Raw genomic sequence first — 14,049 nt, 5'->3', positions numbered from 1 at the left:
CAGGTGATCGAGTCGATCAACCAGCCCCTCAAGGGCCAGCTTGACCTGGAACGACACGGCGGTAAGAGCCCGGCAGGAGTGGCCGTTCGGATCCTGACGCGTGTCCTCGCACTCACCGCGGCGATCTGGCACAACGACAAGACCGGTCAGCCGGTGAAGCGATCACTGATCGCCTATGACTACTGACCGCAACAACACCCCTTGGACTCATTCATCTAGGCCCCCTCCTGCTCCTCCTCGATGCGGCGGTTCCACTCGGGCTTGCTCGCCTGCCAGCCGTCCTCGTCCTTGCCGCGCCGCCAGTAGCCGGAGACCGAGAGCTGCTCGCGGCCGAGGCCGCGGTCGTGCCGCAGGTGGCGGCGGAGCTCGCGGACGAAGTGGGCCTCGCCGTGCAGGAAGACATGGCCGCGGCCGGGCGGGAACTCGGCGGCGGTGACGGCGGCGACCAGGGCGGAGCCGGGCGCGCCGGCCGGCCGGTCGAGCCAGGTGATGTCGACCGATCCTGGCGAGTCCAGCTTCTGCTCCTCCTCGGGGCCTCCGACCTCGAGGAAGACCCGGGCCGGGGCGCCGATCGGCAGCGCGGCGAGCGCGGTGGCGATGGCGGGCAGGGCGCTCTCGTCGCCGATCAGCAGGTGCCAGTCGGCCGTGGGGTCGGGGGCGTAGGCGCCGCCCGGGCCCGCCAGGTGCAGCTCGTCGCCCGGGCGGGCGGTGGCGGCCCAGGGGCCGGCCAGGCCCTCGTCGCCGTGGTGGACGAAGTCGATGGTCAGCTCCAGGGCCACCGGGTCCCAGCCCCGCACGGTGTAGGTCCGCGTCCGCGGCCACTGCTCGCGGGGCAGGTCGCGGCGGACGGCCACCAGGTCGAAGGGTTGCGGATAGGCGACTCCGGGCGCCGGGAAGAGCAGCTTCACATAGCTGTCCGTGTACGGCCCGGTGGCGAAGTCGCGCAGCCCGTCGCCGCCGAACACCACTCTGATCATGTGAGGGGTGAGGCGCTCTCTGCGCAACACGAGTGCGCGGTGGGTCCTGGGGGCCTTGGGGATCTGCCGTTCGGTCACGTGCTCTCCTCACTCTCCAGGTTAGGGTCGCCTAACTCGGAGGGCGCGTCAAATGGGCCCACCCCGGCGAGCCCGCCGCGACCGTGGGCTCAGCCGACGGCGCTCACCTCCACCGGGGTGGTGAGCACGCGGGCGCCGGTCAGCACCCGGGTGGTGCCCGTGATGGCGAAGTCGCAGGTCAGGGGCAGGTCCTCGCTCGAGTGTCCGACGGCGACCGTGAAGGTTCCCGGCTCCACGACCCGGCGGTGGTCCACGCCCGTGAACGAGGTGCGGTCGGCGTGCAACCGGAAGTTGACCCTGGCGGCCGCGCCCGCGGCCAGCGCGACCCGGGCGTAGCCGACGAGTTCCCTGACCGGGCGGGTGATCTGGGCCGTGTGGTCGGAGAGGTAGAGCTGCACCACGTCCTCGCCGTCCAGGGCTCCGGTGTTGCGCACCGTGACCTCGACGGCCAGTTCGCCGTCCACGGGGATGTCGCCGGCGCTGAGGGTCAGGTCCTCGTAGCGGAACTCGGTGTAGGAGCGGCCGTGCCCGAAGGGGTAGCGGGGCGAGGGGTCGAGGTTGGAGACGCCCTCGCTGAACCGGCCGAGCGGCGGGGCGAGGTAGGTGCCGGGCTGGCCGCCGTGGTGGTTCGGCACGCCGACCGGGAGGTGGCCGCTGGGATTGACCCGCCCGGAGAGCACCCCGGCGACGGCGGCGCCGCCCTCGGCGCCCGGCAGGAACGCCTGGATGACGGCGGCGCAGCGGTCGGCGAAGGCGCCGAGCGCGTAGGGGCGTCCGGAGACGACGACCAGCACCAGGGGGGTGCCGGTGGCGAGCAGCGCCTCGACGAGAGCGGCCTGGGCGCCGGGCAGCCGCAGGTCCGCGGCGTCGCAGCCCTCGCCCGAGGTGCCGCGGCCGAAGAGGCTGGCCAGGTCGCCGACGGCGGCGACGCAGACGTCGGCGCGCTCGGCCGCCTCGACGGCCGCCGGGATGCCGGCCGGGTCGGGGTCGAGGACGGCGACGCCCCTGGCGTACTCGATGTCGGCGTCCCGCAGTTCGGCGCGCAGCGCGGTCAGCAGGGAGTCGACGGGCAGTCCGGTGCCGCGCTCCCGGTAGCGGGAGAGGACGTGGTTGGGGAACGAGTAGCAGCCGAGGAGGGTGCGCGGGTCGTCGGCGCAGGGCCCGGTCACCGCGATCCGGCAGGCGGTGGCCGGCAGCGGCAGCGCCCCGTGGTTGTCGAGCAGGATCACGGACTTCTCGGCGAGCTCCCGGGCGATGGCGCGGTTGCCCGCGGGGTCGAGGTCGGTGCCACCGCCGCCCGTCTCGGCCGGCGCGGCCCGCCAGTCGGGGTCGAGTAGCCCGAGGGCGATCTTCTGCCGCAGCACCCGGCGCGCCGCGCGGTCGATCAGCTCGACCGGCACCAGGTCGGCGACCTGGGCGTAGGCGTCGGTGGCGGGCAGTTCCACGTCGATGCCGGCGCGCAGCGCCAGGGCGCCGGAGTCGGCGCGGCTCGCGGTGACGCGGTGCATCAGGTCCAGGAAGGCGACGGCCCAGTAGTCGGAGACGACGGTGCCGGTGAAGCCCCACTCGTCGCGCAGCACGCCGGTGAGCAGTCCGTGGTGGGCGGCGGCCGGCAGCCCGTCGATGTCGGCGTAGGAGTTCATCACGGAGCCGACGCCGCCCTCGCGGACCGCCATCTCGAACGGCGGCAGGATCACGTCGGCGAACTCGCGGGGGCCGATGGGGACCGGCGCGTGGTTGCGGCCGGCACGGGAGGCCGAGTAGCCCGCGAAGTGCTTGAGGGTGGCGATGACGCCCTGCTCCTGGAGGCCCCGCACGTAGGCGGTGCCCAGGGTGCCGACCAGGTAGGGGTCCTCGCCGATGGTCTCCTCGACGCGCCCCCAGCGGTAGTCGCGGACGACGTCGAGCAGCGGCGAGAGGCCCTGGTGGACGCCGACCCCGCGCATGTCGTGGCCGATGGCGGCGGCCATCCGGCGGACCAGTCCCGGGTCGAAGGTGGCGCCCCAGGCGATGGCGGCCGGGTAGACGGTGGCGCCGAGGGTGGTGAAGCCGGTGAGGCACTCCTCGTGGGCGATGGCGGGGATGCCGAGCCGGGTCCGCTCGGCGAGGTGGCGCTGGTAGCCGGCCAGCCGCCGGACGCCCTCGGCCGGCTCCACCGGCTCGCTGCCGAAGACCCGGGTGAGATGGCCGAGGCCGTGCGCGGCGGCCTCCTCGAACGGGCGATGGCCGGCCTGGAAGGCGCTCTGCATGGGGGCGACGTCCGCGCCCTCGGCCTGGGCCTCCGCCACCACGCGCGGCCAGTGGGCGCCGAGCTGGGCCAGCTTCTCCTCGGTGGTCATGGCGGCGAGCAGCGCCTCGACCCGGTCGTCCGGGGAGAGTGAGGGGTCGCGCCAGGGCACGGACTCGGACATGGATGCTCCTTCGGCCCCGATGAAAAAGTTTCAAGTTGTTTACTAAATACTCGCACCGTAGGTGGCCGACAGGCCGCCGTCAATACAGCCAAGCATCCCCGAAACTATTTCGCTGCCCCTCGTGTAGGGTGGCGGTTGGATACGGCGAGGCGGAGGCGATGGCGCGAACGAACGGCACCCGGGCGACCCTCGACGCGGTCGCGGCCGCGGCCGGGGTCTCCAAGGCCACGGTCTCCAAGGTGCTCAACGGGCGGCCCGGCGTCTCGGGCCAGACCCGGGAGCGGGTGCGGGAGGCCATGCGTCGGGTGGGCTACACGCCCACCACCGGGCCCCGGGATCCGGCGCCGACCGGGACCGTGCAGGTCGTGTTCGACACGCTGGCCAATCCCTACGCGCTGCACGTGCTCGGCGGGGTGGTCTCGGGCGCCGACGAGCTGGGCGCCGAGGTCGTCACCAGCGTGCTGCGGCCCGACGGCGGCGAGCGGGTGCGCCCTCCGGGTCCGGCCTGGCTCGAACAGCTCAGCGCCCGTGGCCGGGCCGGCCTGATCCTGGTCACCTCGGAGCTGACGGCGGAGGAGATCGCCACCTGCCACCGGCTCGGCCTCGGCCTCGTGGTGGTTGACCCGCTCAACCCGCTGGACGAGAGCCTGGTGAGCGTCGGCGCCACCAACTGGGCCGGCGGCGTGCAGGCCACCGAGCACCTGCTCTCCCTCGGCCACCGCAGGATCGGCTATGCGACCGGCCAGGACCGCTCGGTGCCGGCGCGCGAGCGACTGCACGGCTACCGGGAGGCGCTGGAGTCCGCAGGCGTCCGGCCGGACCCCGAGCTGACCCTGTTCGCGTCGTTCGCCCCGGACGCCGGGCGCCGGATGACGGAGGCGCTGCTCGACCTGGCCGACCCGCCGACGGCGATCTTCGCCGGCAGCGACAGCATCGCTATGGGCGTGCTCGCCGCCGCCAGGGACCGGGGGCTCCGGGTGCCGGGCGACCTCAGCGTCGTCGGCTTCGACGACACCTTCGGCACGCTGTGGACCGACCCACCGCTGACCACCGTCCACCAGCCGCTGCGCGACATGGGCCGGGTCGCCCTCCGCACCACCCTGCAGCTGGCCAGGGGCGAGACCCCCGACTCGCACCACGTGCAGTTGGCCACGCGGCTGCTGGTGCGCGGCTCGACGGCGCCGCCGCGCCGGGCCTGAGGGCCGGGCGCGGCGCGGTCAGGAGGTCGCCGACAACTCCTCGCCGTTCGCCGAGAACTCCTCGCCGTTTGCGGGGACGCCGGCGCCGCGCCAGGTGAACGGCAGGCCGCGCGCGGTGACCAGGTCCGGGCCGTCCATCAGCTGGAAGTGCAGGTGGGGCTCGGTGGAGTTGCCCGAGTTGCCGCAGCGGGCCACGAGTTGGCCGGCGGTCACCCGGTCGCCTGGGCGGACGGTGAGCGAACCACGGCGCAGGTGCGCGTACATGGCGTGCACCCCGCCGCCGAGGTCGAGGATCAGGTGGTTGCCGACGACGCGGCCGGGGCCGGCCGTGTCGCGGACCAGCCCCTCGATGAACAGGTAGGCCAGGGCCGGGTAGGAGTTCCGGCTGAGGTGGTCGCGGTGCCGGTCGGCGGCGTGCACGACGGTGGCGTCGGCGACCGCGAACAGCGGCTGGTCGAAGGCAGGAAAGGCCCGGTTGCCGCGGACGATCGGCCACCAGCCGAAGGCGGGCGACGGGCGGTCCCCGGGCGCGGCCGTGATGTCGATGGCGTGGGACTGGCCGTAGGCGCTCGTGCCGTGGCTCGGCACCCTGTCGGCCGGGCTGTTGAGCGCCGACCAGCGACCGGTGACCGGGACCCCGACCTCGGTGGCGGGCGGCACTGCCGTCGCGGCCTCGCCGCCCGCGGGCGGCGCCGGCCGGTTCACCACCTCGGCGGCGATGCCGGCCAGCATGGCGCCGCCGAGCAGCAGCCAGCCCCAGAGCATGCGGAAGTCCAGCCAGACGCCGGCGACCAGCTGGACGAGGAAGGCGGCCATCAGGCCGCGCCGGAGTAGGGCGAGGGTCTTGAGCATCGGCTCGGCCTTTCGGTGTCGGCGGCGCGCGGGTCAGGGCCGGGCGGTGGCGAGGGCGACGAGGAGCGGCACCACCCGGCCGGGCGGCACCTCGTAGCGACCCCTGGCGGCGGCGTGCAGCCAGCCGGCCGCGGTCAACTGGCGCAGGTGGTGGTAGATCTGGCCGGTGGTGCCGAGGTCGTCGAGCGCGGCGAGCTCGGCCGCGGTGTGCCGGCCGCCGAGCACCTCGCGCAGCAGCCGCAGCCGCACGGCATGGCCGAGGGCGGCGAAGGACTCGGCGGCCTCCGACCAGTCGTGGTCGAGCAGCGTTTCGGTCGTCTGCCCGTCCTGCCAGTCGAACCGCTGGCCGGTCGGGAGCCGGACGGTGCCGGTGAACAGGACACCCCCGGCGTCCGCGCCGGCCTCGGTGAGCCGGGCCCTGAGCCCGTCGAGCGCCCAGAAGTCGCCATCGGCGGCCGGGGCCGCCGGCCCCCGTCGGTCGCCCGCCTCCTCCAGCGCCGCCAGCCGGCGTTCGAGAGCGGCGACCCGTTCCTCGAGATCCATGCATTGAATATACGTAAGTACGTAATCACTGGGCAAACGGAGGCGGCGACCGGCCCCTCGTCCCGAACCGGTCGCCGCCTCCTCCGGGGTGGCGCGGGGGTCTGCTCAGCGGCCCAGCGCCTTGCGCAGTTCGTCCTTGGTCATCGAGGAACGGCCCTCCACACCACGGCGCTTGGCCTCCTCGTAGAGCTGGAACTTCGTGGGCTCCTTCGCGCCCTGGTGCGAACGCGCGCCGCCGCGCTGGTACGCGGACTTCGTGTCCTTCGTCGAGACCCGGCCCGACGACTTGGCCTCCCCCGACCGGGCCCGCAGCTTGTTGACCGTGCGGGACGCGATCTCCTTGGCGCGGCCGGAGGACGCCCCCCGCTGCTTGGCGCCTTCCTTGATGTGCTCGTACTGACGCTCCCGCTTGCGGCTCGATCCTGCCGGCATGACACCTCTCCTCGTCCGAGGACCATTTCCGCGGCCGAGTACCCGGCCGCGAAAACGCCAAACGGCGTCAGGGCAGCCCGGCGGCGAGCAGCCGCGCCACGGCCTCGGCGGTCCGCGGCTGGCGGGCCAGCAGCTGGCCGGCGGCCGGCTCGGCCACGGGCCGCCACGCCGGGTCGAGGCCGAGCAGGTCGGCCACCGCCTCGCAGCTGGCGGGTCCGGCGGCCAGCAGCTCGGCGACCGGCCCGGCCGCGACCGGCTGGGCGGCCGGCGCCGGCGACCTCCGCCGCTCCGCCGACCACGGCGGCACCCAGCCGTCAAGGGCGGGCAGCGTGGCCGGGAAGGTGCGGCCCGCCTCGCGGACCAGTAGCGGCAGCAGGCCACCGCCGTCGGCACGCAGGGTGGTGATCAGGCGGGGCAGCCAGGGCGGCAGCACCGCGTCCGGCAGGTCGGCGAACGCTCTCGACACCACCTCCACCACGAACGGCGCCAGCGTCGGCACGGACTCGAGGGCCTGCACGAACCCGCTCACGTAGCGCGGGAAGGCGGGGATCACCAGCGGGTTGGTCAGCAGCTCGGCGCAGCGCTCCCGCAGCTCGTCCTGGGAGAGCAGCCCGAGCCGTGACTTCGCCGCCCACAGCAGCGCGACCTTCTCCGGCACCTCGGGATGCGCCTGGCGGACGGCGAGCTCCAGCTGGGTGTGGTCGCAGCCGAGCGACAGCGCCAGGCTCTCCATGCCGAAGAGGAAGCCGAACATGGCGCCCACCTGGCGGACCCCGGCGTCGTCGTCGGCTAACGCGGTGGGCAGCAGGGTGCAGTAGTGCGCGTAGCCCGCGGTGACGAACTCCTCGCACCAGCTCGGCAGTGCGGGCTGGGTGACGCGGTAGTGGGCCAGCAGCCGGCGGACCTGGCGCACCACCCGGGGTGCGTGGTCCACGGTGCGCTCGGCGGCGAGCAGCTCGACGGCGCGCGCGCCGAGCTCGTCGGCGAGCCGCCCACCGCCCAGGTACAGCACGGCCTCCTCGACGCCCTCGAGCGCGGCCGCCGCGGTGGCGGTGGGGGCCCAGGCATCGCGGCGCAGCCGCTGCTCGAGGACCTGCTCGATGGTGACGCCCTCGTAGCCGAGCTCTACGATGGCACGCTGCTCGCGCCCGATGGCCAGGTCCCAGCTCTCCTGGATCGAGCGCTCGCCGAGCCGGCGCGCCCCCATGATCGGGCGGGCCACGTCCCCCAGCAGGCGGCGCAGGATCCACAGCAGGTCCGGGCAGGGCCGCAGATCGAGGTCGAGCAGCGCCCGCTGGTTGGTGCGGGCCTGGAGGTTGAGCCCGAGGGGCGCGAGCCGGTCGAGCACGTCACGCGCGAGCGGCGGGAGCGCGTCGTAGCCGACGGACCCGATCCGGTCGCCGCCGAGCAGGATCCCGCAGAGCCGGCGGACGTCGCGCCGGCCGGGCACGGCGCCCTTCTCGATGCAGGTGACCGCAGCGTCCTCGAAGTCGTAGGCGGTGGGGCGGTCGCGACCGCGCACGCCGGCCAGCAGCACCGAGGTCTCGTAGACGGCGATCGCGTCGGCCGTGCTCGCGAGGTAGCCGTTGCGTCGGGCCAGCCGGACGATGTCCACGCACCAGCCGAGCAGCTCCTCCGCGTCGAGCCCCTCGGGCTCGGGCGGGGTGCCGAGGAATCCGGCGAGACGGTCGGCGGGCGGCGCCGGCCGGTCAGCCGCGGCGGTGGCCCGGCCGCGCCGGGGCCGACCGCCGGAGGCGCCGCCGCCGGACGCGCGGGCCCTGAGCCGGTAGGGGGTCACGCGGTGCCGGGTGAGCGCCCGCTCCCAGGCGGCCGCCGAGAGGGACACCGCCCCCTGGGCCAGGCCGAACTGCGCCTCGATGGCCGAGTAGCTCGAGGGGATGAGCCCGTACCGCCAGGTGGTGCCGGTGCGCGGGCCGATCTCGTACGGCGGGGCATCGGCCGCGAGCCCGAACTGCTCCACCCGGCTCGCGGCGTGGAAGGCGCCGCACACGTACAGGCAGCGCGCCGGGTCGGCGCCGGAGGTCGCCAGGTGCTCGCGGATCCTGGTCCCCATGTGGCGCTCGCGGTCCTCGTCCCGCGCGTCAAGCTCGGGTCGCTCCGGGCGCAGCCGCCGGAACAGGCTGCCGATCATCACCATGACCTGGCGGTGAGGTTTCGTAGTCGGCGCCGGCCAGCGGCCGCTCCACGTACTGGTCCCACCACTCGCTCCAGTGCCGCACCCGGCCGTGGTGCAGCAGGTGCTCCTCCAACTCCGCGAAGCGGGGGCGCAGGTCGCCAAGCTCGATGCCGACCGCGTCGCCGTGCAGGGCGGCCTCGGCGGACGCCACCCGCTCGTCCTCCTCCCGCTGGTCCCGCTCGTTCCCCTCGTTCCGCTTGTCACGCCGCAGCCACTGGAAGACGTGGTCGGTCGAGCGGTCGACCAGCACCAGCTCCACGCCCGGGGTCCCCAGGGCGTAGGCGATGGCCTGGTACTCGGCGGATGCCTCGGTGATGGGCGCGACCACGCTGAGCGGCGCCCAGTCGGGCGGGAAGCCGTCGAGCTCGGTGGCGAACACCTGGAGCGCCACGGGGAGCCGACAGTTGCGCAGTTCGTCGAGGAGCGGCCGCAGGTCCTCGCACAGCTCCAGGTGGATGACGGTGGGACTCTTCTCGCGCAGCCGCCTGGCCATGGCGAGCGCCGAGGCCGGCGAGTGGTGGCACACCGGGAAGATCTCCGGCTCCTCGCGCAGCGCGCGGTCGACGTCGTCGACCATGCCGGCCAGGATGTCGGGCACCGCGCCCGCGCCGCCGGCGAACTCGTCGGCCGCGGCCAGCAGTTGCTCGCGCAGGGCGGCGAACGGCGGGGCGGTGACCGGCGCCGCCCCCGAGGTGGTCGGCCGGCTCATGACAGGGTGGCGATCGCGTCGCGGCCGCCCTCGAGGAAGTCCTGCCAGGGGCCGCCCTCGTCCTTCCTGGCGCGGGGCTCGACGACACCGTGCCAGAAGGTGTTGAGGACGGCGAGGTCCTCTGGGCTGCGCCTGGCCAGCGAGCCGACCAGGGAGCCGGCGAGGGTGCGGGCGCCGAGGGCGCGCTCACCGAAGAACTGGCTGTGCAGGATGGCGTCCTCCAGGACGCCGATCTGCTCCGCGGTGGAGAGCGAGGACTCGAGCCGCTGGTCGCTGGTGGCCGAGGCGGCGGCGGCTCGCAGGTCGGCGAAGCTCTGCAGCAGGATGTCGAGCAGCGAGGGCGGCACGTCGAGCTCTATCCGGTGCCGGCGCAGCAGCTCGCTGGTGCGGAACCTGACGATCTCGGCCTCGCTGCGCTTGTTGGTGACCACCGGGATGCGGACGAAGTTGAAACGACGCTTGAGCGCGGCCGACAGGTCGTTGACGCCCCGGTCGCGGCTGTTGGCGGTGGCGATCACGGAGAAGCCCGGCTTGGCGAAGACGACGTTGTCGCCGCTGCCGCCGTCCAGTTCGGGGATGGACACGTACTTCTCGGACAGGATGGAGATCAGCGCGTCCTGCACGTCGCTGGTGGCCCTGGTGAGCTCCTCGAAGCGGCCGATGACGCCGCGCTCCATGGCGGTCATGATCGGCGAGGGGATCAGCGACGCGCGGGACTGGCCCTTGGCGATCACCATCGAGTCGTTCCACGAGTACTTGATGTGGTCCTCGGTGGTGCCGGCCGTGCCCTGGACGACCAGGGTCGAGTCGCGGCTGACGGCCGCGGACAGCAGCTCGGCCAGCCAGCTCTTGCCGGTGCCCGGGTCACCGATGAGCAGCAGCCCGCGGTCGGAGGCGAGCGTGACGATGCACCGCTCGACGAAGCTCCGGTCGCCGAACCACTTCCGCGGTATCTTCCGGTCGAGGCCGTCGGCCCGCTCGGAGCCGAGGATGAACAGCCGGACCATCCGGGGGCTGAGCCGCCAGGAGAACGGCTTGGGCCGTCGTCGACGGACTCCAGCCAGTCCAGCTCCTCGGCGTACTTGACCTCGGCGGGGGCGCGCAGCATGTCGGTGTCGGTCATGGGTGCTTCCTTCGTGGGAACGTTCACGGACGCGGTCAGGTCAGGCGAGGAAGTTCTTGAGCTCGAACACGAGCTTGCGGATGTGGCCCGAGATGACGGGCGTGCCCAGGTCCTTGAGGCGCTGGCGGAACCACGGGTTCACGCTGGCGCCACCCGAGCCGTTCACCGAGCCGACCGGGATGACCTTCACGCCGGAGCGGCGCAGGGACTCGAAGTCGGTCATCAGCGCCTGGTTGTCGTAGAAGTCCGAGATCCACACCAGCACGGTGTTGCGCGGGTCGGCGATCTTCGGCCGGACCCCGGCCATCGCGACGGTGCCGTTGGTGCCGCCGCCCAGGGTGGTGCGCAGCAGGGTCTCGAAGGGGTCGTGCACCCAGGTCGTGAGGTCCAGCGCGCGGGTGTCGTACGCGACGAGGTGGACGTCGACCTTGGGGAGCCCGGCGAAGATCGAGGCCAGGATGGTGCAGTTGGCCATCGCGTCGACCATCGATCCCGACTGGTCGACCACCACGATCATCCGGGCCGGCGTGGTGCGCCTGGCGGTGTGCCGGTAGAACAGCCGGTCCACGTAGAGCCGTTGGTCCTCCGGGCTCCAGTTGGTGAGGTTCTTCCAGATGGTGCGGTCGAGGTCGAGGTTGCGGAACACCCGCTTGGGCGGCACCGACCGGTCGACGGTGCCCACGCTGGTCTGCCGCATCTGGGTGCGCAGGACCTCGGCGACCTGGTCGACGTAGGAGCGGATCAGGGCCTTGGCGTTGGCCAGCGCCACGCCGGAGAGGTTGGCCTTGTCACGCAGCAGCTGCTCGATCAGCGACATGCTGGGGGTCAGCCGGCCGGCGAGCGCCGAGTCGGCGAGCACCTCACGCAGCCGCATGCGGGAGACCAGCTCGCCCTCGATGCCGGCCAGCGTGCCGGCCAGCTCCGCGCCGCCTCGGTGCCCATGGCGCGCCGGCACCAGCCGGCGTCCCGCTGCCAGTCGGCGAGTTGCTCGGCCGTCACCGGGCCGCCGCCGGTGGCGAACACGTTGAGCAGCAGCTTGGAGACCAGCGCCGCGCGCCTGGCCTGCTCGGGCGGGTCCTCCTCGGCGCCCGCCACGCCCTCGGGGCGCTCGGCGCGGTCCGTGAGGTCCTGGAAGGCGTCGGCCAGCTCGGGGAAGCGCTGCACCAGGTTGTCCACCGAGAGCGCCGGGGCGAGGAGCGCGGGCGGCAGCCCGAGGTCGTCGACGGCGGCCACGCTCGCGGACTCGAGGGCGGGCTGCTCCTCGTGGTCGAAGAGGCGGGACAGCAGGCGCCAGTAGAGGACCTGGCGGCGGTTCCGGTACGGCTGTGCGCCGTTGACGTCGGTCATTTCCGCAGCAGCCGTCCCGCTCGCTCGCGCAGCACGGCGACCGGGTCACCGGCCCGCGCCTCCGCTTTGGCGATCCTGGGGTCGGTGACGCCGAGCGCCCAGTCCCCGCTGTGCGCCTCGACGGGCGCGCGTTTGACCGTGGCCTGGAGCGCGAGCGGCTGGAGCAGCCATCGGTCGCCGTCCCGACGCAGGAGCCCGATGCAGGCCGAGGAAGCCGCCACGAGCCGCGGCGTGAGTGGCCCGCGCGCCGGCAGCCGGCGCGCGTCGAGCGGGAGCGTGATGCCGTCGAGCCCGAGGGTGACGCCGTCGGAGCCGTAGCCCTCGACCAGCACGGGCTCGGCGATCCGCACCGGATGGCGCTCCAGTGGCGGCACCGGCGGGGCGACGGCCAGGGGCAGCAGCACCCGCGCGGTGGCGAACGGATCGGTCGGCTCGCCCACGGTCGCCCGGGTGTCGTCCCAGAGCAGGTCACCGCCGGGCAGCAGGGGCAGCTCGGCGATCTCGAGGGCCCGGCGCTCGGCGAGCGCGGCGAGCAGCGCCGGGTGGCGGTGCGGCAGCCGCCAGACGGCGGGCCCGGTGATGGTGTCGACCTTGCCCGCGCTGACCGCGGTGCGGACCAGGCGCGGTGGACCGCCGGCGGCGGGCTCCAGGATGGCGTGCGCCTGGACCTGGGCGACGGTGCCGTGCTCGTGCGCGTCGGCGCCGAGGATCAGCAGCCGGCCGGAGACGGTCTCGGCCGGGGCGGCCGGCTCACCCTCCCGGGCGAGCAGCAGGGCGCGCGCCCACAGGTCCGCCCAGCGCCTGAGGGGCAGCCGCTCCATGGCGGCCACCGGGGACGCGGCGCGCTGCTCGGCGGCCAGGCCGTCGAGCAGCACCGCGAGGCGGCGGCGGGCGGGGTCGGCGAGCAGCGCCTCGACGGCCTGGTCGGCGGCGGAGACCAGGTCGGGGCCGACGCCGCGCCAGCCGGCGATGGCCAGCTCGCGCAGCCAGGAGCGGCCCCCGGCGAGCGGTCCCCCGCCGGGGGCGGGTGCCTCGGCCGCCGGCTCCCGCCACTCGGCCCTGGTACGCCCGAGCGCCGCGTCGAGCGCGGCGAGATCGGCGTCGTGCAGGGCGCCGAACAGCGCGGTGCGGGCGCCCGCCAGGGCGGCCAGGTGCTCGTCCGTCACGGAGCCGGCGGCGATCTTCTCGGCGGCCTCGGCCACCGCGGGCCCGAGCGGGCTGGCGGCGAGGGCGGCGGCCAGGTCGGTGAGCGCGGCGGCGCGCTCACCGTCGAGGCGGGCCAGGCCGTCGCCCAGCGCCGCGTCGAGGCCGGCCACCAGGTCGAGGGCGGCTGCGGCCCCGGCGTCTCGGCCGCGCGCAACTCGGCCAGCTGCGCTCCCAGCATCAGCGCACCGCCTCGGGGGCCGGGAACCAGTGGAGCTCGGGGAGCGGCGCCGTGTGGTCGGGCAGCTCCAGGTAGGCCAGGTGGCGCAGGAAGCGGCTGAAGACAGCGGCCGACGCGCCGGCCTCGCGACCGCCGTCGAGGCCGGCGAGCAGGTCGCCGTCGGGGCCGACCTCGGCGTGCAGGTAGCGGGCCACGCGCTCGAGCCCGTACCGCAGCACCGCCTCGTCGACCACCGCCTTGAGGTGCTTGCACGGCCGCTGGCCGAGACCGCCGCAGGGGCGGTTGTTGTTGGTGCCGCAGCTGAAGCCGTGGGTGCGGGCGGCGATCGACGACACGTGGACCCGCGCCAGGTCGGATCCGCTCGACACCACCCCCTGCAGCCGCCCCTCGGCGAGCTCGACGAAGGGCACCTTCGCCAGCTTGCGGGGCCGCGCGGGCTCCACCACCCGGACCGTGCTGTCGCGCTCCCACGCGACCTTCCCCACGTCCTCGACGTCGACGTTCACGACCATCGATCTCCCGCCCGGCGCGCCCGCGCCATCGCCCATGCGTGTGAGGATCGACGCGGGTTCTCCCCCGCCGCGTCGATCATGGGGACAGCATGGCGAAGGCCACTGACAATCCATCAGAACACCGAGCGTGGCCGCTCAGCGCATCATCGGATCACCGGATTCGTCACAGAATCATCCTTCACGCCGTTGTTGGGGTGTTATTGACACCGACTCGGGAATTTTCCCTAATAGGCGGAGCGGCCCCGCCACTCGACAGCCAAGGAGTCCCCCGTGACGACCTCCGTG

General features: G+C 74.1%; 8 protein-coding genes and 4 pseudogenes. 2 read left to right on the top strand and 10 right to left on the bottom strand.

Annotated features, from left to right (window positions below):
* Nucleotides 1–186, top strand: a pseudogene (locus E1265_RS22390) (IS982 family transposase); the annotation flags it as partial.
* Between the two features lie 29 nt (nucleotides 187–215).
* Here E1265_RS22390 and E1265_RS22385 read toward each other — a convergent pair.
* On the bottom strand, nucleotides 216–1,055 hold the full coding sequence (locus tag E1265_RS22385) for a siderophore-interacting protein (protein WP_132932670.1): 840 nt from the start codon (nucleotides 1,053–1,055) through the stop codon (nucleotides 216–218).
* 89 nt (nucleotides 1,056–1,144) lie between these two features.
* Nucleotides 1,145–3,466: a glycoside hydrolase family 3 N-terminal domain-containing protein gene (locus E1265_RS22380; RefSeq protein WP_132932668.1), complete on the bottom strand. Its 2,322-nt coding sequence runs from the start codon at nucleotides 3,464–3,466 to the stop codon at nucleotides 1,145–1,147.
* 158 nt (nucleotides 3,467–3,624) lie between these two features.
* On the opposite strand from E1265_RS22380, the gene E1265_RS22375 reads away from it, so the two are divergent.
* A complete protein-coding gene (locus tag E1265_RS22375) occupies nucleotides 3,625–4,665 on the top strand; it encodes a LacI family DNA-binding transcriptional regulator (RefSeq protein ID WP_132932666.1) in 1,041 nt (346 codons plus the stop codon).
* Between the two features lie 18 nt (nucleotides 4,666–4,683).
* Here the strand turns inward: E1265_RS22375 and E1265_RS22370 are convergent, their stop codons facing one another.
* The 8 genes and pseudogenes from E1265_RS22370 to E1265_RS22335 form a co-directional block, all read right to left on the bottom strand.
* Complete coding sequence (locus E1265_RS22370) at nucleotides 4,684–5,517, bottom strand: M23 family metallopeptidase (RefSeq protein ID WP_132932664.1); 834 nt, start codon at nucleotides 5,515–5,517, stop codon at nucleotides 4,684–4,686.
* Between the two features lie 33 nt (nucleotides 5,518–5,550).
* Complete coding sequence (locus E1265_RS22365) at nucleotides 5,551–6,060, bottom strand: helix-turn-helix domain-containing protein (protein ID WP_132932662.1); 510 nt, start codon at nucleotides 6,058–6,060, stop codon at nucleotides 5,551–5,553.
* A gap of 105 nt (nucleotides 6,061–6,165) precedes the next feature.
* Complete coding sequence (locus E1265_RS22360; RefSeq protein ID WP_132932660.1) at nucleotides 6,166–6,492, bottom strand: plasmid stabilization protein; 327 nt, start codon at nucleotides 6,490–6,492, stop codon at nucleotides 6,166–6,168.
* Between the two features lie 67 nt (nucleotides 6,493–6,559).
* Nucleotides 6,560–9,398 (bottom strand): annotated as a pseudogene (locus tag E1265_RS22355) (hypothetical protein).
* A pseudogene (locus E1265_RS22350) lies at nucleotides 9,395–10,521 on the bottom strand (AAA family ATPase). The pseudogenes E1265_RS22355 and E1265_RS22350 overlap by 4 nt, the downstream one beginning before the upstream one ends.
* Before the next feature lie 40 nt (nucleotides 10,522–10,561).
* Nucleotides 10,562–11,868 (bottom strand): annotated as a pseudogene (locus E1265_RS22345) (VWA domain-containing protein).
* Nucleotides 11,865–13,184, bottom strand: a complete 1,320-nt coding sequence (locus E1265_RS22340; RefSeq protein ID WP_243741012.1) for a hypothetical protein — start codon at nucleotides 13,182–13,184, stop codon at nucleotides 11,865–11,867. Before E1265_RS22340 ends, E1265_RS22345 begins: the two are co-directional and overlap by 4 nt.
* A 67-nt stretch (nucleotides 13,185–13,251) precedes the next feature.
* Nucleotides 13,252–13,764 (bottom strand): hypothetical protein, encoded by a 513-nt coding sequence (locus tag E1265_RS22335; RefSeq protein WP_132932671.1) that lies wholly within the window; start codon nucleotides 13,762–13,764, stop codon nucleotides 13,252–13,254.
* Nucleotides 13,765–14,049 lie beyond the last annotated feature (285 nt).

The sequence above is a fragment of the Streptomyces sp. 8K308 genome (assembly GCF_004348315.1).
Lineage (GTDB): Bacteria > Actinomycetota > Actinomycetes > Streptomycetales > Streptomycetaceae > Streptomyces.
The sequence above is the reverse complement of the archived record's forward strand: the minus strand, read 5'-3'. Positions and strand labels throughout refer to the sequence as shown.